The organism is Bradyrhizobium sp. UFLA05-153, assembly GCF_054185185.1.
This window is the reverse complement of record NZ_JBBIAM010000093.1, coordinates 15918-39066: the sequence shown is the minus strand read 5'-3', so window position 1 is coordinate 39066 and position 23149 is coordinate 15918. Positions and strand designations below refer to the sequence as shown.

Below are 23149 nucleotides of genomic sequence, written 5' to 3'. Positions count from 1 at the left end.
GCGCGGACTCTCCAGACTCACCGATATCGAACTCGGCGCCGAAATCGGAGCGGCTGGAAATGTGGGTAATTGAAAGCTTCACCGGACGGATACCACGGCGCCGCTGTAGCCGGCGGTCTTCTCGAAGGAGGAGCCGGTGGAAATCAGGCGACGCAACTGTTCGACCTCGACTAAAGGGGTGTTTTGCTGGGGGTATTCGAGGCCCTGCGCAGGCGGCGAAAGGGGCTCAGCGCGGCTGCTGCATCATCAGCCAGAATGGGCAGTGTGGGGCCTTCTTGATCTTGGCTTCGCCCACCCGATTGTCCTTACATCGGTTCGATCCGGCCTGGATTTTGGGGAGTTGGGGAGGGGATAAGGAGATGCGAGACATGCGGAGCGTCGCATTGAGCCTTGAAGGAGCGACATCACTTGTCTCTTGGTCGCAAGGCCTTGAGGAGCTTGCCCTCGATTGAATCGATGAGGAATATCGAGCTGTCCTCAGTGAGGTGCACGCTGTCTATGGCCGCAGGAGAATGGTCGTTTAAACGTGTGAGACATCCATCGGCATTGCAAAATACCTGCCAAGCCGAAATGTATTCGGCACCTTGTTGTGTGAAGAACATGCGGGCCTGTTCGTCATCCCAAAGGTTGTTCACAAAACTGCTAGATCGTGCGGGCAGTAACTGTCTGCGCGTGATGTAGTAGCTTAGGGCCTGCTCCGGTAAACCGCGCTTCCACGATGGTACCGGGCCTAATACAATTATTCTTGGACCGATCAGTTTCAATGCAGCCAGCGTGTTGCTCCAGCCTGTCCTCGTGCTTACGTCGAGAGGGCCATTTGCGTGCAGCAGGACGACGTCGGGTCGAATAGAGCTGAGGATTTGTCTCACACGCTCATTGTTTTCCGCGCAGGCGACAGAAATCGGACCGCTCAGGAGCGGCATACAAGAGCTGGCGGTAACTTGAACAAGTCCGGACGGCTGACGCGACTGGAGAACTCGGAGCCCGGGCATCAGCGATCCAGCTGTGGAATCACCCCATACGGATAAGAGCGGGCGAACGTGCTCGAAGCATTCATCGGCGAACTCTGTTTGAGATCCCAAGTCCAGCAGACATCGGCCGAATCGCCATGCGATTGGCCGCTCCGCTGCAGCCGCTCTCAACTCAGGTGGAAAGCGGCCGGAGAAACCGTCGGATTGGACTACCACGAATCCGGCAATTGCTGTCGCCAGCATGCCGCCGGCCAGCAGACCAATTCTCTTGCTGCTCAACGCTCCGAAACGGATTGGCGTCTCAATGAGGGCAAATGTAGCCCAAGCGAGGGCATAGGAAGCAACAACGGCCAAGCCGCGCTCTAGCAAGGTCAGTGGCAGGAACTTCACGGCAGCAGACAGCACCAAGACGGGCCAATGCCACAGGTACAACGGATAGCTTATCTTGCCGGTAAGCACCGTGGCACGATTAGAGAGCATGAGAGCAGCCAAACGACTTCTTGCGCCACCCGCGATGACCAGCATCGACCCAGCGACCGGCAAAGCTGCGCGCCAACTCGGATAGTCCGCCTTCTGATCGATCAAGAGAGAACTCGCCACCACTAAGGCCAGCCCAATTGCAACCACAGCATCTGGATTGGCAACGCGCGCGAGGGGCGCGTGCCGTTCGCGCCACGCAAGGATTGCCCCGGCCATCAATTCCCACGCTCTAGTGATCGGAGAGTAAAAATCCAGATCGCGATGGTGATCGAGGAGGACCGAAACCCCGAAGGATAGCGCACCGACGAGCAATATCGCGGTCCACCATCGACGTGGGGCCGCAAGGAGCGATACAGCGAGGGGCCACAGGATGTAGAACTGCTCCTCTACCCCAAGCGACCAAAGGTGGAGCAGCGGGAATGTATGCGTGTCCGGGCTGAAATATCCTGACTGAAACCAAAAATAGAAGTTCGCGGCGAATACTGAGCTCGCGGCAACTTGCGCTCCAAGGCGAACAAAGGAATCCGGCAACAATATAAACCATGATGCCAACAGAACCGTCGACATAACAAGGATAAGGGCGGGGAAAAGCCGTCGTACGCGCCGCGTGTAGAACTGCGTGACCGTGAATGACCCTTGCGCGACTTCATCGAAGATAATTCCGGAGATGAGATATCCAGAGATCACAAAGAAGACGTCAACTCCGATGAACCCACCGGGGACGTACTCTGGATAGGCGTGAAAGAAGACAACGGCCGATACGGCAACGGCGCGCAGCCCGTCGATCTCCGGCCGGTAACCCGGTGCCTGTCCCATTGGTCCGCCTGAATGCTATGCAACACATCCAGTATTTAGCGACATTTTCGGGGCGCGGTGGAAGCGGGCGAGGCCGGTTCCCCTTTCGACGATCGGGCTAGCACCTGACAAATCACTGATTTGCCCGACCTGGAGAAGAAATTTACTTCGATCGCCTGCTGCGCCTCGCCAATCGCACGCCAGCACCGCTCCCGTTCTCCGGAATGAACTCGACGCCGGCCTTCTCGAGGCGGCGACAAGTGCTTGGCCGGTTTCGGCGCGGCCGCCAATTGGCCCATCGACCGATTCCAACTGCTACGCCAGGCGAAGATCAAGGCACGAGAGGCCAAATGCAGCGATCGGGGTTAGCGATCGATCAGGCCGATCTGCGCCGTCCAAACGCCACGATAGGCGTCAAGCCCGGTGATCGGAGCTGCGGGGACGGGCATCGGCGCCGCGATGGGGTAGGAAGGCGGCCATTGCGCAAGCATTGCGGCACCGCGCGCCGTGCCTGCGGCGTCTTCCGCTGCAAAGACGCGCTGCGTCGGTCGTAACGCGCCGACGGTCTGACAGAAGGGAAGATTGCCGGCGAAGGTCCCTTCGACGATGAGATCGCCGCTGGTTGCTCCCATGCGCGTCAGCATCAGATCGCTGACCAGGGCGCAATAGAGCGTCGCAAGCGCGGTTCGATCGCGCGCTGCGACTTCGCCGCGGATCACGCCTTTGGTCGTCGCATAAGGTCCGCCATGGCCGGAAAAGCAGGGCAGAGCCATCGCGCCCGAGGCGACGACGCGTTCGATCGCGTCAAGGTCAGGATTGCCGCCGCCCGCGATGACGGCGTATTCACGCCCGCCCATGAAGCGCCCGCAGGCGATGGGGCGGCCGAGCGCGTCGACGTTGGCGAGCGTGTCGTCGCGAGGATCGAGCTGATCGAGTGAAAGGCCCACGCTCATCAGGATCACCCAGGTCCCGGTCGACAACACGGTGAACGGCGCCTGGCGCGAGACGAGGTAGGGCAGAAGTGAAGCGTTGGAATCGTGGATACCGCAAAAGACTCGCGTTTCAGGCGCGAGCCCGGTCAGGGCGGCGATTTCAGGCTGAATCGGACCGAGCGGATCGAAGGCGCGGCGGAGCGGCGGCAGCAAGTGGTCGACGCTGAGAGCTTTGACGATGCTCGAGATCTGTCCCTGCCGCGGCGCCCAGAGGTCGGTATGGGCGCCGAGGGTCGTGATTTCAGAGACAGCGATGCCGCTCAGGCGCCAGGTCCAATATTGCGGGTAGCCAACGAAATACCTCGCATCGGCAAAGAGGTCCGGACAGCGCCACTTCTGATAGGCGAGCTGCCGGCCGAGATTGAGACCGGCTGGCAGTCTCGGCGACAGGCTCTCCGAAAAGGGCGGCCGCAGGCTGGCATAGTCGGGCTCGATCACTTCTACGCCCGTGAATTCGTAGTCCATGACCGGAGCGGCGAGCGCGCTCTCGCCGATCAAGGCGCCGGCAGCGCCATGCGCGGTCGGAACGATCGCACTGATCTGATGCGAGCGTGCGGCCTCACGAAGCGCATCGAGAAAGAAGTTCCACGCGTTCTCAACATCTTCGTGCGGATAGGGCGGGCCCGGCCGGATGCAGTTGGGCGCCGACTTTTCCCAGAGAAGTCGGCCGTCATCGAACAAGGCAAGCTTTACATTGGTCTTGCCGATGTCGAGGACTGCGACCGTCTGGCTCATCGTCAAGCTACATCTCAACAAGCAACATCACGCGTGTCATGGCCGGCTTGTCACGGCGATGACAACGAGGGCCGAAAGTGCGTCGCCCGGCCGCGTTCTGCGGCGGCCAGGCGACGAGCCTAAGTCAGAAATCGAAGTCCTTGATGTTCTGCTTCGTGAAGATGAAGGGCGAGCCAAGCAGGATCTCACTGCCATTGACCACGTTCAGCTTGCCGAGCTTGCCCGCGTCCACCGAGGTCGCGCCGGGCTTCAGGGTACCGTCGACGACGGCACGCATCACGTAGGTCGCGGCATAGCCGAGATCGACCGGGTTCCACAGCACGACCGACTTGACGCAGTCCGCGTTGACATAAGGCTTCATCGCATTCGGCGTGGCAAGGCCGACCACCGCCACCTTGCCGCAGAGCTTGGCCTTGGTCACGGCCTCCGCCGAAGCCGGCGTCGCGACCGAAGTCATGCCGAACAGGCCAGCAAGCTTGTCGCCATGCTTGTTGATCAGCGTCGTCGCCTGGTTGAAGGACAGGTTGTTGTCCTCCTGCGCCTCGACTGTCTCGAGCCATTTCAGCTTGGGGTGGCACTTCTGCGCATAGGCCCACATTTCGGCGATCCAGCGTGCCTGGTTCGGCGTCGTGAAGGTCGAGGTGACGATCGCAAAGCTCTTGTCCTCGCCGGCCTCCTTGGCCATCGAGTCCATCATCGCCTTGGCGATGCCGTTGAACTCGGCCTGGTTGACGAACCATTCGCGCGCATCCGGCGTGGAGTTGGCGTCGTAGCCGACGACGTGGATGCCCTTCGACAGTGCCTTCTTCAGCACCGGCGCGATTGCCACCGGATCGTTGGCGGCGAAGAGAATGCCGTCGACGCCGCTGGTGATGTAATTGTCGATGAACTTGATCTGTTCGTCGATCTTGGCTTCGGTCGGGCCGTCGGTCTTCACCGTGACATTGCCGAGCGCCTTGGCGGCCTCCTGCATGCCTTTCGACGTCGCGTTGAAATAGCCGATGCCGATCAGCTTCGGCACGTCGACCAGCGTGATCGGTTTGCCGGCCTTGTCGGCCGCATTGGTTGGCCGGCCGCCGTCATAAGGCTTGGCCGCTGGCGCGGCGTTGGCCTCGCCAGCCGCACAGGCAAGCGGATTGACCGGCAGGTCGTCCGCGCCGTCCCATCTCTTGTCCGCTGCCGAGGCCGTTCCGGCCAGAAGCGTCGCGCTGAGAAATGCAAAGGCTAATCCGAGCTTCATCTTGTTGTCCTCCCATGTTTAAGCCGCTGTTTTCGCGGTCAGACACTCCATCAAACGCCGTCGCGGCGCCGTTGGAGCGAACTCGCCACAAGAGTTGAAAGGATGAGAACTGCGCCGATGACCACGATCGTCGCATCGCCCTTGACGCCGGTCAGGGCCAGTCCGTTCTTCAAGAGCTGGATCATCGCCAGGCCAACGACCGTGCCCCAGATCGTGCCGACGCCTCCGAATATGCTGGTGCCGCCGAGCACCACCGCCGCGATCACGTCGAGCTCATAGCCGATCCCCATGTCCGAGCGGGTCGTGGTCACGCGTGAGACGAGAACACAAGCGGAAAGGCCGGCCATGAGGCCCGATAGCGTGTAGATGATCAGCTTGACGCGATCGACCGGCAAACCGGAAAAGCGCGCGGCGGTCTCGTTGTTGCCGATCGCATAGAGAGTCCGGCCGAAAGTGGTGCGGTCAAGAACGATTGCCGAGACCACGATCGCGATCAGCAGGAGCCAGAGCTGCGCCGGCACGCCGAAAAGGTTTTCCTGTCCGATGAAGTAGAACCATTCCGGGTAGCCGCGCACCGAACGCGCCTGGCTGATCCCCTCGGCGAGGCCGCGATAGAGCGCGAGCGTCGCGATCGTCATGATCAGTGGCGGTACTTTCACCCTGGTGATGACGATCCCGTTGAGAAGACCTGCCGCGGCACCGACGAGCAACGAGAAGCAGATCGCCAGCGGCAAGGGAAAGCCGAAATTCTTCCAGGAATAGCCGAGCAGGATGGCGCAGAGCCCGACGATCGAGCCGACCGAGAGATCGATGCCGCCGGTAATGATGATGAAGGTCATGGGCAGCGCAATCAGCCCGACCTCGGTCGTCAGCCTGCCTTGATTGAGCAGATTGTCGAGCGTGAGGAAGCGGCTGTTCAAGCCGCCGAGCACGATCAACGCAATGAGAAGGATCACCGCGAGCATGGTCTCGTGGCGCAGCAGCCACCAGGGGACGACGCGCTTGGCGGTCTGGGGAAGGGGGATTTCGCTCATGGCGCTCATGCTCCGGCCATGCGCCGGCGCCGCAGAATGTCGGCGATCACGGTCACGAGGATGAGCACGCCCTGGACCGCGCGGATCCAGTAGGGCGAGACGTCGATGAAGACCAGCGCGCTCGCGATCTCGGCGATCAGTACGGCGGCAAGGGTCGAGCCGATCACCGTGCCGACGCCGCCGAGGATGCTGACGCCTCCGACGACCGACGCGGTGATGATCGTCAGCTCGAGATTGGGCGGCACGGTCGACTGGATGACGCGCAGCTGCGTCGCATAGAGTAGGGCGGCCGCCCCGGCAAAGAATCCGTGCAGCGCGAAGACCATGACGATCGTGCGCGGCTGCGAAATGCCGCAGAGCCGCGCCGCTTCGGCGTTGCCGCCCACGGCGTAGATGGCGCGGCCTGAGGCCGAATAGCGCATCCATAAGGCCGCCAGGATCGTCACCAGGATCATGAGAAAAACCGGGAACGGCAGCACACCGAAGAGTTCGATATCGGCGAGATGGAAACTGTCGGGCAGGTCGGTGATCCATTTGCCCCCGGTGACGCTGATCAGGCCGCCTTTGAGGATCGACAGCATGCCGAGCGTAACCACGATCGCCGGAATGCGCAGGTAGGCGATGATGGCCCCCTGCAAGGCCATTACGAGGACGCCGGCAACGAGCGCCGCCAGCCAGGCGACCACGATCGGCGCGCCGTTCACCGCCAGAGTGCCGCTGATCGTCGCCAGGACGCCGATCAGCGCGCCGACGGAAATATCGATGTTGCCGGAGACGATCACCATCGACATGCCGACTGCTGCGACTGCGATATAGGCGTTGCCGAGCAGCACGTCGGAAAGATTGCGCGCCGCCAGAAAGCGCGGATTGTAAAGGCCAACGGCGATGGCGAGGCCGATCACCGCGATCGCGAGCAAAGCCTCCTGCGAGGCAAGCACCTTCAGCCGCCGCCGCGGATCAGCCTCGGTTCCGGCCAAGGTCAACGTCGTCATGCCGCTTTCTCCGCGTTGTCATGACTGCCCATCATCGCTGCGCCGATCGTTTCCTGGGTTGCTTCTTCGCGCGAAAATTCGGCAACGATACGGCCTTCGCGCATCACGAGCACGCGGTCGCTCATGCCGAGCACTTCTGGCAGCTCGCTCGAAATCATCAGGATGGCGAGCCCCTGGGCCGCAAGCTCGCCCATCAGCCGATGGATTTCCGCCTTGGCGCCCACATCGATGCCGCGCGTCGGCTCATCGAGGATCAATAGCTTCGGCTCATTGGCGAGCCATTTGCCCAGCACGATCTTCTGCTGATTGCCGCCGGAGAGCTTGCCCGCGATCTGCTCGAGCGAGCTCGTCTTGACCGCAAAGCGCTTGACGCCGTCGTCGGCAAGCTTGCGCTCGGCGCCGCGATCGATGAAGCCGCCGAATGCGACCTTGCCAAGCGCGGCGAGGCTGAAGTTCTCGCGCACACTCATCGGCCGCACCAGGCCCTGTGTGCCGCGATCCTCGGGGACATAGGCGAGGCCCAGGGACCGCGCCTGTGCCGGCGAGCGGATATCGACCTTCCGTCCGGCGATCCGGATTTCGCCGCTATCGGCCGGCGTGACGCCGAAAATGGTTTGCGCCAGCTCGCTGCGACCAGAGCCGACGAGGCCGGCAAGGCCGACGATCTCGCCGGCGCGCACCGTGAGCGATACGCTCCTCGTCAGCGGCCGTCGTTCGAGGTCTTTCACCTCCAGCACCGGCTTGCCGATCGGAACCGTGATCTTCGGGAACAGGCTTTCGATCCTGCGGCCGACCATCAATTGCACGAGCTCGGCCGCGTCCGTGTCGGCGACGCGCTTGGTCGCGACATGCGCGCCATCGCGCAGCACGGTGACACGATCGGCGATGGCGAAGATCTCGTCGAGCCGGTGGCTGATATAGATCACGGCGACGCCGCGGGCTTTCAGCTTGCGCACGATATCGAACAGCCGCGTCACGTCGTACTCGGTCAGGGCCGCGGTCGGCTCGTCCATGATCAGGATGCGCGCGTCCTGCGACAGCGCGCGAAGGATTTCGACGCGCTGGCGATTGCCGACGCTGAGCGAGCCGACGATGCGGTCGGCTTGCAGATCATGAATCTCGAGCGAAGCGAGCAGGGCATTTGTCTTCTCCCGCATCGCCCGCCAGTCGATCCGGCGAAGGCCTGCGCGCGGTGCATGCCCCATGAAGATATTTTCAGCAACGGTGAGCTCGGGAAACAGCAGCAGCTCTTGATAGATCGTGGCGATGCCGGCGCGCCTTGCATCGTCCGGACGCGCTAGGTCGACCGGCTTGCCGTCCACGAGTACCTCGCCGCGATCGGGCGGGAACACGCCGGAAACGATCTTGATCAGCGTCGACTTGCCGGCGCCGTTCTCACCGAGCAAGGCGTGGACTTCTCCCCTGGCGGCGTCGAACGAGACGCCGGACAGCGCCCGCACGCCTGGAAAGGATTTCTCGATCGAGCGTACCGACAGAAGCGGCGTTCCGGGAGTTTCACTATGCGCGTCCGTTGTCATGGTCACGCCGCCGCATTGGTTTGAGCGCCTGCATCGACAACAACGACGCGGACACCGTGCCCGCGCAGCATGTCGAGTGCGTCGCTCGGCGCATCGGAATCGGTGATCAGCGTGTCGATGCGCGAGAGTGGACAGACGACAAGGCTGCCGCGCGAGACGAATTTCGAGGAATCGGCGAGCACGATCAGCTTGTCGGCACGCTTCAGCAGTTTCGATTCGGCGCGAGCGAGCAGGGGATCGCCCTCGATCACGCCGAGCGGTCCGATCGAGATCGCGCTCATGAACATCCGCGTCGCCGAATAGTGCTGGATCGCATCCTCTTCAAAGGGCGAGACGATCATGCCCTGCTCACGATAGACCTCGCCGCCCGGCAAGGCGACGCGGCATTTCGACGTGTGGATCAGCGCGTCGGCGAGCAGATAGGAATTGGTCAAAACCTTCAGACGGCGTTCGCGCAGACATTCGCCCATCTGGTACGTCGTCGTGCCGCCATTGATGATGATCGTCTCGCCGTCGGCGCAGAGTGCGACTGCCGCCTTCGCAATGGCGCGCTTGGCGTCAATATTGAGCGTCTGGCTGACGTCGAAGGAGCGGGTGGCAAGGGAGAGGACGTCGCCCGGTGCGCTGGCGGTTTCCGGCAGGGCTTCTAGTCCGCCGTGCACCCTGATCGCGACACCTTGCTCAGCGAGTCTGGCGAAATCGCGCCGTATGGAAGCTTCGGAGACGCCGGTCGCGCGACAAGCGTCGGCGATGCGCACCAGCGACCGCTCACGCAAGAGTGCCTTGATGACCTGCCAGCGTTCCCGCTCGTGCACGTCGCCCTCCCTTTTGCCCGCAAATAGGTCATGCTCTCGACCATTGGTCAACTGCGAACCGTCAAGTTCGCTCAATATCGCGCTGCATCAATCATATTGCGTCGCGATGGTGAGCGTGGATGATTGACCGTGATTGAATGGCTGACATAAGCTGCATCAAGGTAAAGCACAGGGAGAACGCCTAATGAGCGAGGTCGCGGCCACGCCCCTGCCAAACCTATGGGACGACGCGCTCGCCGCCGGGCTCGATGAGGCAGGTCAGTTGCTGTACCGCTCGAACCTGCTCGGGGCCGATCTGCGCATCACCAATTTCGGCGGCGGCAACACCTCAGCCAAGATCGAGATGAAAGATCCGCTGACGCGCGAGAGCGTACGGGTGCTCTGGGTCAAAGGCTCAGGCGGCGACATCGGCTCGATGAAGCGCGACGGCTTTTCGACGCTGTACCTCGACAAGCTCGAGAGCCTGAAAGGTATCTATCGCGGCCTCGCCCATGAGGACGAGATGGTCGCCTTGTTCAGTCACTGCACCTTCGATCTCAATCCGCGTGCGAGCTCGATCGATACGCCCTTGCACGCCTTCGTGCCGCACCGGCATGTCGATCATGTCCATGCCGACGCGGTCATCGCCATTGCCGCCTCAGTCGACGCCGAGCGTCTGACCCGCGAGGTTTTCGGCGGCAAACTCGGGTTCCTGCCGTGGCAGCGGCCCGGCTTCGATCTCGGCCTGAAACTCGGCGAGATGGCTGCGCGCCATCCCGACTATGTCGGCGTGGTCCTCGGCGGGCACGGGCTGTTTACCTGGGCCGAGACGTCGAAAGCCTGTTACGAGATGACCTTGCGCGTGATTCAGCAGGCTGCCGATTGGCTTGCTGCGCATGAGCAGAAGCCGGCTTTCGGCGGCGCCAAGGTCCAAACGGCCTCGCCGGAGAAGCGCCGCGCGATCGCGGCCAGGCTGATGCCGCTGATCCGCGGCAAGATCTCCACCGACGAGCGCAAGATCGGCCATTTCACCGATGCTCCGGAGGTGCTGGAGTTCGTCAACTCGAGCGCGCTGACGAAGCTGGCGCCGCTCGGCACCTCCTGTCCGGATCACTTTCTTCGCACCAAGATCCGACCGCTGTTGCTGCCCTACGATCCCGTGCGCGACAATCTCGACGAGGTGATCGCCGGCCTCGACGACGTTCTCGCCGATTACCGGCGAGACTACGCCGCCTATTACGGGCGCTGCAAACATCCGGACTCGCCGGCCATGCGCGATCCCAACGCGGTCGTGTATCTCGTTCCGGGCATCGGTATGTTCACGTTTGCCAAGGACACGGCAACGGCGCGCGTTGCGGCCGAGTTCTATGTCAACGCGATAAACGTCATGCGTGGCGCCTCGGGCGTCAGTGCCTATGTCGGCCTTGCCGAACAGGAGGCCTTCAACATCGAATATTGGCTGCTGGAAGAGGCCAAGCTCCAGCGCATGCCAAAGCCGAAATCGCTCGCCGGGCGGATCGCCTATGTGACTGGCGGCGCCGGCGGCATTGGCGGGGCGACCGCGCAGCGGCTGCTCGGCGAAGGCGCGTGCCTTGTCATTGCCGATATCGACGAGAAGGCGCTGAACGAGCGCGTTGCGGCGATCACGAAACGCCATGGTCGCGACGCGGCGATCGGTGTCAAGCTCGATGTAACCGACGAGGCGGCGGTGGTCGCCTCGTTCGAAGAGACCGCGCGCGCCTTTGGCGGTGTCGACATCGTCGTCTCGAACGCGGGGATCGCTTCGGCTTCGCCTGTCGAGGACACGAGTCTTGGGCTCTGGCAGAAGAACATGGACATTCTCGCCACGGGTTATTTCCTCGTCTCGCGTGAGGCGTTCCGGCTGATGCAGCGTCAGAACATCGGCGGCGCCATCATCTTCGTCGCATCGAAGAACGGCCTTGCCGCTTCGGCAGGCGCTTCGGCCTATTGCGCAGCCAAGGCGTCGGAGATCCATCTCGCCCGCTGCCTGGCGCTGGAAGGCGCGGCACATGGCATCCGGGTCAATACGGTCAATCCGGACGCGGTGCTGCGCGGCTCGAAGATCTGGGAAGGCGAGTGGCGTCAGCAGCGTGCGGCGTCCAACAAGGTCGCCGAAGACCAGCTCGAGGAAGTCTACCGCCAGCGCTCGATGCTCAAACTGTCGGTTTTCCCCGAGGATATCGCCGAGGGTGTCTACTTCTTCGCGTCCGACCTTTCGGCCAAATCAACCGGCAACATCCTCAATGTCGACGCCGGCAACGCGCAGGCCTTTACGCGATGAGCACGCCGTTCTCGATCAGCGCGGATTTCATCGCCGACCACAACGCGCGGCTCGAAGACGCCACCACCGAAGACTACGACGCCCTGAAGCGCGCGCTGGCGCGGCAGGGGATCGACGCGGAGGCCCTGGTGCAGAAGGTCGTGGCCTTCGGCGTCGCCATTCCGACCTGGGGTGTCGGCACAGGTGGCACGCGTTTCGCTCGCTTTCCGGGGCCGGGTGAGCCGCGCAACGTCTTCGAGAAGATCGACGATTGCGCCGTGATCCAGCGATTGACGCGGGCCACTCCGACCATCTCGCCGCACATTCCGTGGGACAAGGTCGATGACTATGTCGCCTTGCGCGAGAAGGCTGCGACGCGCGGCCTTGCCTTCGATGCGGTCAATTCCAACACGTTCCAGGATCAGCCGGGGCAGGAGCTTTCATACAAGTTCGGTTCGTTGTCGCATACCGATGCGCGCGTGCGCGCTCAGGCGGTCGCACACAACATCGAATGCATCGAGATCGGCCGCAAGCTCGGCTCGAATGCGCTGACCGTCTGGATCGCTGATGGCTCGAACTTTGCCGGCCAATCGAATCTGACCAAGGCGCTCGACCGCTATGTTGATGCGATGCGCGAGGTCGTCGCGGCGCTGCCCGCCGACTGGCGGGTGTTCCTCGAGCACAAGCTTTACGAGCCGGCGTTCTACTCGACCGTGATCTCGGATTGGGGCACGAGTTTTGCAGTCGCGCAGGAGCTCGGCCCCAAGGCCCATTGTCTCGTCGACCTCGGCCATCATGCGCCGAACGTGAATATCGAGCAGATCGTCGCCCGGCTCGTTCGCTTCGGGAAGCTCGCAGGCTTCCATTTCAACGATTCAAAATATGGCGACGACGATCTCGACACCGGCTCGGTCGAGCCGTTCAGGCTGTTTCTCGTCTTCAACGAGCTGATCGACGCCGAGCGCCGCAAGGCGGACGGCTTCGCGCCAGCGTATATGATCGACCAGTCGCATAACGTGACCGATCCTATCGAGAGCCTGATGCAATCGGCGACCGAGTTGCAGCGCGCCTATGCGCAGGCCCTCATCGTCGATCGCGCGGCGCTCGAAGCGGCGCAAGAGGCGAATGACGCGCTCGGCGCGCATCTCGAATTGAAGCGCGCTTTCACGACCGACGTCTCGCCGCTGCTCGCCATCGCCCGCCTGCGCGCCGGCGGCGCGATCGCGCCGATCGCGACCTATCGCGCATCCGGTTATCGGGCGCAAAAGGCAATGGAGCGTCCCGCCATCGCCGGGACGTCGGCGGGAATTGTGTAGGCGAGGGGCCTTGCTTTCGCCGTCAGAGCTTCCGCAGCGCCAGACCGCCATCGACGTGGATGACGTCTCCCGTCGAATAGCCGAGTTGGCCTGTCGCCAGGGTGGCAACGGCTTTTCCGATATCCTCCGGCTCTCCCCAGCGCTTGATGGGCGTGAGGCCCTCGCCAATGAGCCGGTCGTACTTGTCCTTCGCGACGGCAGTCATTTGCGTTCGGATGATCCCTGGCCGAAGCTCGTAGGACCCGATGCCATGATCGGCGAGCCGGATAGCGAAAAGCCGGGCCATCATGGACAGTCCCGTCTTGGAGACGCAGTACTCGCCGCGGTCAGTCGAGGCGAATTCGGCATTGATCGACGAAATCGTAATGATGCTGCGAAAGTGCTGTGATTGCGCGCCGATCATTCGCCGTGCGACCTCCTGGGTCAGGAAGAGGGGACCGCGCAGGTTGATCCTCATGACGCGGTCATAGCTCTCCTGCGTCATCTTCAAGAGATCATCGCGGACGCTCACGGAAACACCGGCATTGTTGACGAGGCATTCGATGCCGCCAAAGGCATTCCAGGCTTCGTCCACGAATTGATGGTGCTGCTCGACCTGCGAAATATCGAGGCTGATGGCCTTTGCATCCCCGCCTATTTCGCGGATGGCTGCTACCGTCTCGTCAACATCTTCCGAGCCGGGAAGATCATTCACGATGATCGAGAAGCCGGCTCTCGATAGCGCGAGCGCGATTGCGCGGCCGATGCCGCGCCCCGCTCCCGTCACCAGGGCGCCAGGTCGTCGCTGATCGTTCATATCGGTTTCCCTCCATGCGCTCGAGCCCAAGCAAACGGGCATCTCCTGAATTTGGAACGTTCTATAATATGAAGGTTCTGGCGTTCGAGGCCATTTTTCCGCATTTGCCGCATTTTTGAGGTCTTGTGTCTTGGTTGGAATAGGAGTATTGGAACGTTCCAAAAGATGCGGAGGTTCGCAGTGGGCATGGCGCGTGCGGGGCGTAAATCTCGTGCAGTGACGATCCTCGACATTGCCAAGTCGGCGGGCGTGTCGAAGTCGACGGTGTCGCTCGTGCTCAAGAGAAGTCCTCTCGTCAGAGAGGAGACGCGCCAGCGCGTGGCGGGGGCGATGGACGCTCTCGGCTATGTCTACAACCGCGGTGCCGCGAGCTTGCGCCGCGCGAGGGCCGACATCGTCGGAATGGTCATCAATGATCTGTCGAACCCGTTTTTCGCGGAGCTTGCCATTGGCATCGAGCGCGCCCTGCAAAACTCCGGCTTTGTTCCATTCATCGCCAATACCGCCGAGAGCGTCGTCCGGCAGGCCGAGGTGGTCCGCTCGATGCGGGAGCATGGCGCCGCCGGCCTGATCCTTTGTCCGGCGCTCGACACCGACGTGGCGGAAATCTCGCGGCTCGAGGCGCGTCTGCCCATCGTGCTTGCGATCCGGCGGATCATCGGAACCCGAGCCTCGCTGGTGGTTTCCGACAATCTGGCCGGTGCAGCGCGGGCGACCGAGCATCTGATCGAGCTCGGCCATCGCGATATCGCCTTCGTCGGCGGCGTTGGCCGGATGGTCGTTTTCCAGGACCGTGTCGCCGGGTTTGCGCGCGCTATGGAGCAGGCGCGACTTGTCGTCGAGCCCGCACGGATCATCGAGAGCATGCCGACGAAGGATGGCGGCTTCGATGCTATGAAGCGCCTGCTGTCGTCGGAAAGGCGACCAACGGCAGTGGTTTGCTTCAACGACGTCGTGGCCATCGGCGCGATGCTGGCGATCGCACGACAGGGGCTGACCGTCGGGCGGGATGTTGCCATCGTCGGTTTCGATGATACCGCCGAGGCCCGTCATGTCTCTCCCGCTCTGACCACCGTGTCGGTTGACGCCGGCAGTCTCGGAGAACGCGCCGCGCAGATGCTGCTGAGGCAGATCAACGAGGGCGAGCGTCGTCTCGAGAGTTACGTGGGCGAAGCGCGGTTGGTCGTTCGGGAGAGTTGTGGGGCGACATTCAAACGGAGGATCGCATCTTGAGTGGCCTGCGTTGGGGATTGATCGGTGCAAGTACGATCGCGCGCGAGTGGATGATCGGGTCCATCCGTGGAGCGGGCGGCGAGGTGGTGGCTGTGATGAGCAGCGATCCGGAGCGCGCGCAGCGATTTGCCGGCGAGAACGGGATCGCGACTGCAACAACAGACCTCGACGCGTTGCTCGGAAGCGGTATCGATGCGGTCTACATCTCGACAACGAACGAGCATCATTGTTCGCAAACGCTGGCCGCAGCTGCGGCCGGCAAGCACGTGCTGTGCGAGAAGCCGCTCGCATTGAACCTGGCGGATGCAAGGCGAATGGTCGCGGCCTGCAAGGCGGCAGGGGTGCAAATGGGGACGAACCACCATTTGCGCAACGCGGCCACCCATCGCGCAATGCATGCTGCGATCAAGGCGGGCCACATCGGCAAGCCCCTGTTCGCCCGCGTGTTTCATGCGGTCTATCTTCCGCCGCACCTGCAGGGCTGGCGGATCGAGCGGCCTCAGGCGGGTGGCGGCGTGGTGCTCGACATCACCGTTCATGACGCCGACACCATGCGTTTCGTGCTCGACGACGATCCTGTCGCCGTAACCGCGATGACGTCGCGGGCCGGCATGGGCCAGGCAGGGCTCGAAGACGGCGTCATGGGGGTTGTCCGCTTCGAAAGCGGGCTGATTGCCCAGTTCCACGACGCCTTCACGACCAGATACGCGGTGACCGGCTTCGAGGTCCATGGCGAAGACGGATCGCTGATCGGGACCGACTGCATGACCCAGCAGCCCAAAGGCGAGGTTCTGCTGCGGAGCAAGGACGGCGAGAAGCCGCTCTCGATTGCGCACGAGGATCTCTATCTGCGGGCGGTGCGCTTGTTCGGCGATGCTGTTGCCGGTCGTGGGGCACCGTCGGCTACGGGCGAGGACGGAATCAAGTCGTTGAGCGTCGCGTTGTCGACGCGCGAAGCGGCGCAAACGGGGCACGAGACGCCCATCGATCTGACGACCTGAGGCGGATATGGCACGAACGAAGGTCTTGAGTGCTTCGGAGGCGGCCCATCTGATACCCGACGGCGCCGTCGTGACGGTCTCTTCGTCGTCCGGGCTGGGCTGCCCGGATGTCGTGCTCGCCGCCATCGGCGCAAGATTTGATGCGGAAGGCCACCCGCGCAACCTGACGACGCTGCATCCGATCGCTGCCGGCGACATGTGGGGTGTCAAGGGCATCGATCACATCGCAAAGCCTGGATGCCTCAGGAAGGTCCTGGCCGGCTCTTATCCATCCGGCCCTTCTTCCGCCGCTCCCCCTGCGATCTGGGAGATGATCTCGGGGGACACCATTCCCGCCTACAATGTGCCGTCGGGAATCCTGTTCGACATGCATCGTGAAGCCGCCGCGAAGCGCCCGGGTGTGCTGACCAAGGTCGGCATGGACACCTTCGTCGACCCGATGCGTGAAGGCTGTGCGATGAACGGCAAGGCTGCTGCCGAGCCGATCGTCAGTCGCGTGAACTTCGCCGGCGAGGACTGGCTGTTCTTCCCGAGCATCGTTCCGCAGGTCGCGATTATTCGCGCTACCACCGCGGACGAGCGCGGCAACCTCTCCTATGAGCACGAGGGCGGCATTCTCGGGCCGCTCGATCAGGCGCTGAGCGTGCGCAACAATGGCGGCCTCGTGATCGCGCAGGTCAAGCGCCTCGCGGCTGCCGGCACCTTGCGTCCTCATGACGTCGTCGTGCCCGGCGTGCTCGTCGACGCGATCGTCGTGGCCCCGGACCAGCTCCAGACCACGAACACACCGTATGAGCCCGCGATTTCCGGTGAGATCTTTCGACCAATCGCCTCGTTCGAGACGCCAAAATTCGACGTCGGCAAAGCCATCGCGCGTCGCGTCGCGATGGAGCTTCGCGACGGCGACGCCGTCAACATCGGATTCGGCATTTCGGCCAACGTCCCGCGTATTCTGATCGAGGAAGGCCGGCACGGTGCGGTCACCTGGGTGATCGAGCAGGGCGCCATCGGCGGCGTTCCGCTGCTCGATTTCCAGTTCGGCTGCGCCGCCAATGCCGAGGCCATCGTTCAGTCGCCGCATCAATTCACCTATTTCCAGGGCGGTGGCTTCGACATGTCGCTGCTCTCGTTTCTGCAGATCGACCGCTCGGGCTCGGTCAACGTTTCGAAGCTCGGCCTCCGTCCCCATGTGACGGCCGGGGCTGGCGGCTTTGTCGACATCACGGCGCGAGCCAAGCGCATCGTGTTCTCCGGTTACTTCACCGCGGGCGCAGGCCTCGAGATCGCCGACGGCTCATTGCGGATTGCCAGGGAAGGCAAGGTCAGGAAACTCGTCAACGAGGTCGAGCAGGTGTCCTTCTCGGGAAGGCGGGCGGTCGCGCAGGGGCAGGAGATCGTCTACGTCACCGAACGCTGCGTCCTGAGGCTCGAGCCCGAGGGCGTCACCGTCGTCGAGATCGCGCCCGGTGTTGACTTGCAGCGCGACGTGCTTGCACAATCCGAATTCCCATTGCGAGTGGCGGGCAATCTCAAGTTGATGCCGGCCGTGCTGTTCCGCTCCGAACCGATTGGCCTCGAATTGCGGAGGGCAGCTTGAGCCCGTTTGTCGAATTGACCTTCCAGGGATCGATCGCCCGTCTCGGCCTCAAGCGCCCCGACAAGCTCAATGCGCTCGATCGCGACATGGTCGAGGCGCTCGGTGAGGCGGCGCGGGCCATCGAGGCCTCGCGCGAGACCCGCGTGGCGATCCTGTTCGGCGAAGGCAAGGCATTTTGCGCCGGCGGCGATATTGCGGCCTGGGGCGGCTTGCCGGCGCTCGACATGTGGCGCGATTGGACGCGTGCGGGCCATCGCGCGTTCGAGGCGCTGGCGCGCCTGCGCGTGCCGCTCATTGCGGCGCTCACCGGCCACGCATTCGGCGGCGGACTGGAGCTCGCCGCGGTGGCGGACGTGCGCATCGCCGAGCGCGGCATCAAGCTCGGACTTCCGGAGACGGGATTGGGCATGGCGCCGGGCTGGTCGGGAACGCAGCGCCTGGTTCGCCGCTTCGGCGCCTCCGTGGTGCGCCGCATGGCGCTCACGGGCCGGCTGTTCACTGCCGAAGAAGGCTGCGAGCTCGGGCTCGTCGACGAGGTAACCGACGGCGGCCAGGCACTGACCCGCGCCGAAAGCCTGGCGTCCGACGTTGCCGCGCGCGGTCCGCTCGCCGTGCAGATCGTCAAGGCCATGATCAATGCGGCCGAAGGGGAGGACAGTGACGCCCCCATCGAAGGGCTTGCCGGCGCGCTCACCGCTACGACCGATGATCTCGCCGAGGGTGTTGCTGCCTTCAAAGGCAAGCGCGCCCCTCGTTTTGTTGGACACTAGGAAAGGAGCCTTGAAGGCGGGCCGCTTCGAGTGGGTCCGGCGGCAACCGCGGACGACAACGATAATGAAATTCAAGAGCCGAACAGGCCTCTCGAAACGGTGCCGGACCGCTTCCGGCAGGAAACGACCAAAAAAGGGAAGGGACACGCGCATGAAGTTCCGCGCATTTCTGATCTCGACGGCTTTGACTGCCGTCACCATCAGCTATGGGACGCTGGGGCACGCGGCGGACATCAAGGAAGTGCAGATGCTGCATTGGTGGACGTCGGGTGGCGAAGCGGCTGCGCTCGACGTCATCAAGCAGGCCGTCGCCAAGCAGGGATATGCCTGGAAGGACGTGCCGGTCGCCGGCGGCGGTGGTGGCGCGGCAATGACCACGCTGAAGGCCAATGTCGCCGCGGGTAATCCGCCGACGGCATCGCAGATCCTCGGCTACTACGCGCTCGAGTACGCCGAACAGGGCTCGCTCGCCGACATTTCGTCGCTTGCGGACAAGGACGGCTGGGACAAGGTCGTACCCGTCGCACTGCAGAAGTTTGCCAAGACCAACGGCAAGTGGGGGGCCGTTCCGATCAACATTCATTCCGTCAACTGGATCTGGCTAAATAAGGCCGTGATGGAGAAGATCGGCGGTACGGAGCCGAAGAACTTCGACGAGTTTGTCGCGCTGCTCGACAAGGCAAAGAAGGGCGGCGTTATTCCGCTCGCGCTCGGCGGTCAGCCCTGGCAGGAAGCGACGATGTTCGATTCGATCGTCGCCTCGACCGGCGGCACCGAGTTCTACAAGAAAGCTTTCGTGGACCTCGACGAGGGCGCGCTCAAGTCCGACACGATGAAGAAGGCGTTCGACAACCTCGCCAAGCTGCGTGACTATGTCGACCCAAACTACACCGGACGCGATTGGAATCTCGCGACCGCCATGGTGATCAAGGGTGACGCGCTCGTGCAGGTGATGGGCGACTGGGCCAAGGGCGAGTTCGCGGCAGCGCACAAAGAGGCTGGGAAGGACTACCTTTGCTACCGCTTCCCGGGCACGGACGGGTCAGTGTTCTACAACTCCGACATGTTCGCCTTCTTCAAGGTGCCGGCGGATCGCCAGGCGGCGCAGCTTGCACTCGCGCAGGTGACGATGAACCCCGACGTCCAGTCGGCGTTCAACGTCATCAAGGGCTCCGTCCCGGCGAGAACGGACGTTTCCGACGCTGCCTTCGACATCTGCGGCAAAAAGGGCATCGCCGACGTCAAGACGGCCAACGCAAAGGGAACGTTCTTCGGCTCGCTCGCCCAGAACTACGCTCAGCCGCCGGCCATCGCCACGGCGTACTACGATGTCGTGACGAAGTTCATGCACGGCGGGATCAAGACGTCGGATATCGCTGTGACAGAGCTGGTGAAGGCAATCAACGCCGCCAAGTAGTGGCTCGACGGCTCCTCTCCCGTTTGCGCTGCTCTGTAAACGGGAGAGGCTATCGAAATCGAAGTCATTGCTACGCCTGCCTCGCCCTCCAGGGCTCGTCGCGGCGACGGAGCGTGGCTTTCGGAGGATCATCATGACCGCGATGACCGAACGCGAGGCGGCAACCGCAATGGCCCGGCGGAAGCTCGGCCCGTCTTTACGCGGGTGGTTACAGGACTGGCTGCCACGGCTTGTGCTGGCGCCGTCATTCCTGCTCGTGCTGGTCTTCGTCTACGGCTTCAATCTCTGGACCCTGTTTCTGTCGTTCACGAGTTCGAAGGCGTTTCCGACCACAAACCTCGTCGGCTTTACCAACTACGTGAGGCTGTGGAACTGGACCTTCGAGACCGATCCGCCGTCGAACTGGTACACCGCGCTCGTCAACATGGGGCTGTTCGGCGGCCTCTACATCTTCTTCTGCCTTTTCCTCGGCTTGCTGCTGGCGATCCTGCTTGATCAGAAGATTCGCGGCGAAGGCATTTTGCGGCCGATCTATCTCTATCCGTTGGCGCTGTCATTCATCGTGACGGGCACAGCCTGGAAGCTGTTTCTCGATCCGCGCATCGGGCTCGAAAACGCCTTGCACGAGTGGGGATGGACCAGCTTCCATTTCGATTGGGTCGTCGATCCGCAGATGATGATCTATTGCGTCGCGATCGCCGGCATCTGGCAGAGTTCGGGCTTCGTCATGGCGATGTTTCTCGCCGGGCTTCGCGGTGTCGACGGCGAAATCCTCAAGGCGGCACAGATCGACGGCGCCTCGACCTACCAGACCTACCGCCGCATCGTCATTCCGATCATACGCCCGGTCTTCTTCTCGGCGCTGATCGTGCTGGCCCACATGGCGATCAAGTCCTATGACCTCGTGCTGTCGGTGACCGGCAAGAACCCTGGCGGGGCGGCGGAGCTGCCGTCGACGTTCATGTACTCCTATACGTTCACCCGCAACCAGATGGCGGTTGGATCGGCCAGCGCAGTGATCATGCTGATGACGATCGCGGCGATCATGGTTCCCTACATCTACTCCGAAACCAGGGAGCAGAACCGATGAGCGCCGCCGACCTGGTCACGTCAACGCCGTCGCGCCGCGGTCCGGGCCACTCTCGGACGACACGGATCGTCATCTATGGCCTGTTGTTTCTGTTCGCGCTCGTCTATCTCGTGCCGCTCCTGGTCATGGTGATGACGTCGCTCAAGCCGCTGGATGAGGTCACCGGCGGCAACATGTTTGCTCTCCCGCGGCACCTGACATTCGCGCCATGGTCCATGGCGTGGGGCGAGGCGCGCATCGGCGTGTCGGAGACGCGCGGGATCAGCGGCTATTTCTTCAACTCGGTGAAGATGGTCGTTCCGGCAGTGCTGATCTCGACTTTGCTCGGTGCATTGAACGGCTACGTCCTGACCAAGTGGAGCTTTCCCGGCCACAAGCTCGTGTTCGGGATGATGCTGTTTGCCTGCTTCATCCCTTTCCAGTCGGTCATCATTCCGATGGCCGTGATCCTCGGTATGCTCGGCCGCATCGGAGTCAACCTCGCTGACTTGACCGGCTGGTCGTTCGGTCTCGGCAACGCGACGGTCAATCTGGTGATCGTGCACGTCATCTATGGACTGGGATTCACGACCCTGTTTTTCCGCAACTATTACGCGGCGTTTCCGTCCGAGCTCATCAAGGCCGCCATGATCGACGGTGCGAGCTTCTTCCAGATCTTCCGCCGCATACTGCTGCCGAACTCCACGCCGATCATCATCGTCACCGTGATCTATCAGTTCACGAATATCTGGAACGATTTCCTGTTCGGTTCGACCTTTGCGGCCGGCGATACCGCGCCGATGACGGTCGCGCTCAACAATCTCGTCAACACCTCGACGGGTGTGGTCGAATACAACGTCAACATGGCGGCCGCGATCATTGCCGCCGCGCCGACGCTGCTCGTCTATGTCATTGCCGGTCGATATTTTGTCCGCGGCCTGATGGCTGGCGCCGTAAAGGGATGATGAGATGGCCACGCTCGAGATCAACTCGCTTCGCAAGCGCTTCGGGACGATCGAGGTTCTGAAGGGGATCGATATCACGCTCGAGAAGGGCGGCTTTCTGGTGCTGGTCGGTCCGTCCGGCTGCGGCAAGTCGACCCTGCTCAACACCATTGCGGGCCTGGAGGGGATCTCTTCGGGCGAGATCCGCATCGGCGGCGCTGTCGTCAATGACCTGCACCCGTCGAAGCGGGACATCGCAATGGTGTTCCAGTCTTATGCGCTCTACCCGAACATGTCGGTTGCCGAGAACATCGGGTTCGGCATGGAGATGCGCGGTGTTCCGAGAGCGGAGCGCGACCAGGCGGTCGCTTCGGTCGCAAAGACCTTGCAGATCGAACATCTCTTGTCGCGCCGGCCGAGCCAGCTCTCCGGCGGACAAAGACAGCGGGTCGCCATGGGACGGGCGCTCGTCAGACGACCCAGTGTCTTTCTGTTCGACGAGCCGTTGTCGAACCTCGATGCCAAGCTGCGTGTCGACATGCGGGTCGAGATCAAGCGTCTGCACCAGACGACCGGCACGACGATCGTTTATGTCACGCACGATCAGATCGAGGCCATGACGCTGGCGACGAAGATCGCCGTACTGAAGAATGGCGAACTGCAGCAGGTGGGAAGTCCGAGCGAGATCTATAATCGTCCCGCCAACATGTTCGTCGCGGACTTCATGGGATCGCCGGCGATGAACCTGCTCGAGGGCACGGTCGTGCAGGCAGATGGCCAGCAGCGGATCGCGCTCGCGCGCAAGGATGGGTCATCGATCATGTTGCCAGTGCCGGCGAGTGCCGATCCTGCCGGGTTGAAGGACGGTGCCAAGGTGATCTTCGGCATTCGTCCCGAGGCCGTGAACGATGACGAGAGCATGGACCGCAACGCCAGATCGGTTATCCGGTTCGATGCGAGCGTGGAGATCATCGAGCCCGCTGGATCGGACACCTATGTCGTCATCCGGGTCGCGGGCAAGGAGGTGACCGCCCGCATGCGCGCCGATGCTGACGTCCGGCTCGGACAACCGCACACCTTCGCGTTCAATCTCGACAAGGCGGTGCTGTTCGACCCAGCGACCACGCGCCGCATCTGATCGAGCGCTGCGAGAG

The 23149-nt window shown here is 62.6% G+C and carries 18 protein-coding genes; 10 read left to right on the top strand and 8 right to left on the bottom strand.

Translation table 11 applies throughout. The features are described 5' to 3' along the window. Positions 1–404: 404 nt before the first annotated feature. The 7 genes from Q2941_RS37065 to Q2941_RS37035 all read right to left on the bottom strand — a co-directional run bounded on the left by Q2941_RS37065 (position 405) and on the right by Q2941_RS37035 (position 9592). Positions 405–2267, bottom strand: a complete 1863-nt coding sequence (locus Q2941_RS37065) for an acyltransferase family protein (RefSeq protein ID WP_458195575.1) — start codon at positions 2265–2267, stop codon at positions 405–407. Positions 2268–2611: 344 nt separating this feature from the next. After that, on the bottom strand, positions 2612–3973 hold the full coding sequence (locus tag Q2941_RS37060) for an FGGY-family carbohydrate kinase (protein ID WP_458195574.1): 1362 nt from the start codon (positions 3971–3973) through the stop codon (positions 2612–2614). A 124-nt stretch (positions 3974–4097) separates the two neighbouring features. Then, a complete protein-coding gene (locus tag Q2941_RS37055; RefSeq protein ID WP_458195573.1) occupies positions 4098–5213 on the bottom strand; it encodes an autoinducer 2 ABC transporter substrate-binding protein in 1116 nt (371 codons plus the stop codon). Positions 5214–5263: 50 nt separating this feature from the next. Continuing rightward, entirely contained in the window at positions 5264–6256 is a 993-nt protein-coding gene (locus Q2941_RS37050) for an ABC transporter permease (protein WP_458195572.1), read from the bottom strand. Next, positions 6253–7239 (bottom strand): ABC transporter permease, encoded by a 987-nt coding sequence (locus Q2941_RS37045; protein ID WP_027525962.1) that lies wholly within the window; start codon positions 7237–7239, stop codon positions 6253–6255. The genes Q2941_RS37050 and Q2941_RS37045 overlap by 4 nt, the downstream gene beginning before the upstream one ends. Beyond that, positions 7236–8777: a sugar ABC transporter ATP-binding protein gene (locus Q2941_RS37040; RefSeq protein WP_458195571.1), complete on the bottom strand. Its 1542-nt coding sequence runs from the start codon at positions 8775–8777 to the stop codon at positions 7236–7238. Before Q2941_RS37040 ends, Q2941_RS37045 begins: the two co-directional genes overlap by 4 nt. 2 nt (positions 8778–8779) lie before the next feature. Beyond that, positions 8780–9592: a DeoR/GlpR family DNA-binding transcription regulator gene (locus Q2941_RS37035; protein WP_458195570.1), complete on the bottom strand. Its 813-nt coding sequence runs from the start codon at positions 9590–9592 to the stop codon at positions 8780–8782. Positions 9593–9776: 184 nt separating this feature from the next. Here Q2941_RS37035 and Q2941_RS37030 point away from each other — a divergent pair, with 184 nt between their 5' ends. Both Q2941_RS37030 and rhaI read left to right on the top strand, forming a co-directional pair. Continuing rightward, entirely contained in the window at positions 9777–11873 is a 2097-nt protein-coding gene (locus Q2941_RS37030) for a bifunctional rhamnulose-1-phosphate aldolase/short-chain dehydrogenase (protein WP_458195569.1), read from the top strand. Beyond that, positions 11870–13168: an L-rhamnose catabolism isomerase gene (rhaI, locus tag Q2941_RS37025; RefSeq protein WP_458195568.1), complete on the top strand. Its 1299-nt coding sequence runs from the start codon at positions 11870–11872 to the stop codon at positions 13166–13168. The genes Q2941_RS37030 and rhaI overlap by 4 nt, the downstream gene beginning before the upstream one ends. A 22-nt stretch (positions 13169–13190) precedes the next feature. On the opposite strand, the gene Q2941_RS37020 is transcribed toward rhaI, so the two are convergent. Beyond that, positions 13191–13964 carry a 3-ketoacyl-ACP reductase gene (locus Q2941_RS37020; protein WP_254113074.1) on the bottom strand — a complete coding sequence of 258 codons (774 nt, stop codon included), beginning with the start codon at positions 13962–13964 and terminating at the stop codon, positions 13191–13193. 165 nt (positions 13965–14129) lie between these two features. Here Q2941_RS37020 and Q2941_RS37015 point away from each other — a divergent pair, with 165 nt between their 5' ends. From Q2941_RS37015 to Q2941_RS36980, 8 genes are all read left to right on the top strand, one after another. Beyond that, positions 14130–15197, top strand: coding sequence for a LacI family DNA-binding transcriptional regulator (locus tag Q2941_RS37015; protein ID WP_458195567.1), 1068 nt, complete (start codon positions 14130–14132; stop codon positions 15195–15197). Between the two features lie 5 nt (positions 15198–15202). Further along, positions 15203–16198: a Gfo/Idh/MocA family protein gene (locus tag Q2941_RS37010; RefSeq protein ID WP_035663925.1), complete on the top strand. Its 996-nt coding sequence runs from the start codon at positions 15203–15205 to the stop codon at positions 16196–16198. A 7-nt stretch (positions 16199–16205) separates the two neighbouring features. Continuing rightward, positions 16206–17795 (top strand): acyl CoA:acetate/3-ketoacid CoA transferase, encoded by a 1590-nt coding sequence (locus Q2941_RS37005; protein WP_458195566.1) that lies wholly within the window; start codon positions 16206–16208, stop codon positions 17793–17795. Then, the gene (locus Q2941_RS37000) at positions 17792–18565 is read left to right on the top strand and encodes an enoyl-CoA hydratase/isomerase family protein (protein ID WP_027525954.1); all 774 of its coding nucleotides are present in this window, start codon (positions 17792–17794) and stop codon (positions 18563–18565) included. Before Q2941_RS37005 ends, Q2941_RS37000 begins: the two co-directional genes overlap by 4 nt. 151 nt (positions 18566–18716) lie before the next feature. Beyond that, positions 18717–19982: an ABC transporter substrate-binding protein gene (locus Q2941_RS36995; protein WP_027525953.1), complete on the top strand. Its 1266-nt coding sequence runs from the start codon at positions 18717–18719 to the stop codon at positions 19980–19982. Between the two features lie 142 nt (positions 19983–20124). Then, positions 20125–21072: a carbohydrate ABC transporter permease gene (locus tag Q2941_RS36990; protein ID WP_458195577.1), complete on the top strand. Its 948-nt coding sequence runs from the start codon at positions 20125–20127 to the stop codon at positions 21070–21072. Beyond that, the gene (locus tag Q2941_RS36985; RefSeq protein WP_027525951.1) at positions 21069–22016 is read left to right on the top strand and encodes a carbohydrate ABC transporter permease; all 948 of its coding nucleotides are present in this window, start codon (positions 21069–21071) and stop codon (positions 22014–22016) included. The genes Q2941_RS36990 and Q2941_RS36985 overlap by 4 nt, the downstream gene beginning before the upstream one ends. Before the next feature lie 4 nt (positions 22017–22020). Further along, complete coding sequence (locus Q2941_RS36980) at positions 22021–23133, top strand: ABC transporter ATP-binding protein (RefSeq protein WP_027525950.1); 1113 nt, start codon at positions 22021–22023, stop codon at positions 23131–23133. Positions 23134–23149 lie beyond the last annotated feature (16 nt).

Coding starts and splice junctions, on each gene's coding strand:
- Q2941_RS37065 (WP_458195575.1), bottom strand. CDS start 2,267: ATGGGACAGGCACCGGGTTACCGGCCGGAGATCGACGGGCTGCGCGCC.
- Q2941_RS37060 (WP_458195574.1), bottom strand. CDS start 3,973: ATGAGCCAGACGGTCGCAGTCCTCGACATCGGCAAGACCAATGTAAAG.
- Q2941_RS37055 (WP_458195573.1), bottom strand. CDS start 5,213: ATGAAGCTCGGATTAGCCTTTGCATTTCTCAGCGCGACGCTTCTGGCC.
- Q2941_RS37050 (WP_458195572.1), bottom strand. CDS start 6,256: ATGAGCGCCATGAGCGAAATCCCCCTTCCCCAGACCGCCAAGCGCGTC.
- Q2941_RS37045 (WP_027525962.1), bottom strand. CDS start 7,239: ATGACGACGTTGACCTTGGCCGGAACCGAGGCTGATCCGCGGCGGCGG.
- Q2941_RS37040 (WP_458195571.1), bottom strand. CDS start 8,777: ATGACAACGGACGCGCATAGTGAAACTCCCGGAACGCCGCTTCTGTCG.
- Q2941_RS37030 (WP_458195569.1), top strand. CDS start 9,777: ATGAGCGAGGTCGCGGCCACGCCCCTGCCAAACCTATGGGACGACGCG.
- rhaI (WP_458195568.1), top strand. CDS start 11,870: ATGAGCACGCCGTTCTCGATCAGCGCGGATTTCATCGCCGACCACAAC.
- Q2941_RS37020 (WP_254113074.1), bottom strand. CDS start 13,964: ATGAACGATCAGCGACGACCTGGCGCCCTGGTGACGGGAGCGGGGCGC.
- Q2941_RS37015 (WP_458195567.1), top strand. CDS start 14,130: ATGCGGAGGTTCGCAGTGGGCATGGCGCGTGCGGGGCGTAAATCTCGT.
- Q2941_RS37005 (WP_458195566.1), top strand. CDS start 16,206: ATGGCACGAACGAAGGTCTTGAGTGCTTCGGAGGCGGCCCATCTGATA.
- Q2941_RS36995 (WP_027525953.1), top strand. CDS start 18,717: ATGAAGTTCCGCGCATTTCTGATCTCGACGGCTTTGACTGCCGTCACC.
- Q2941_RS36990 (WP_458195577.1), top strand. CDS start 20,125: ATGACCGAACGCGAGGCGGCAACCGCAATGGCCCGGCGGAAGCTCGGC.
- Q2941_RS36985 (WP_027525951.1), top strand. CDS start 21,069: ATGAGCGCCGCCGACCTGGTCACGTCAACGCCGTCGCGCCGCGGTCCG.
- Q2941_RS36980 (WP_027525950.1), top strand. CDS start 22,021: ATGGCCACGCTCGAGATCAACTCGCTTCGCAAGCGCTTCGGGACGATC.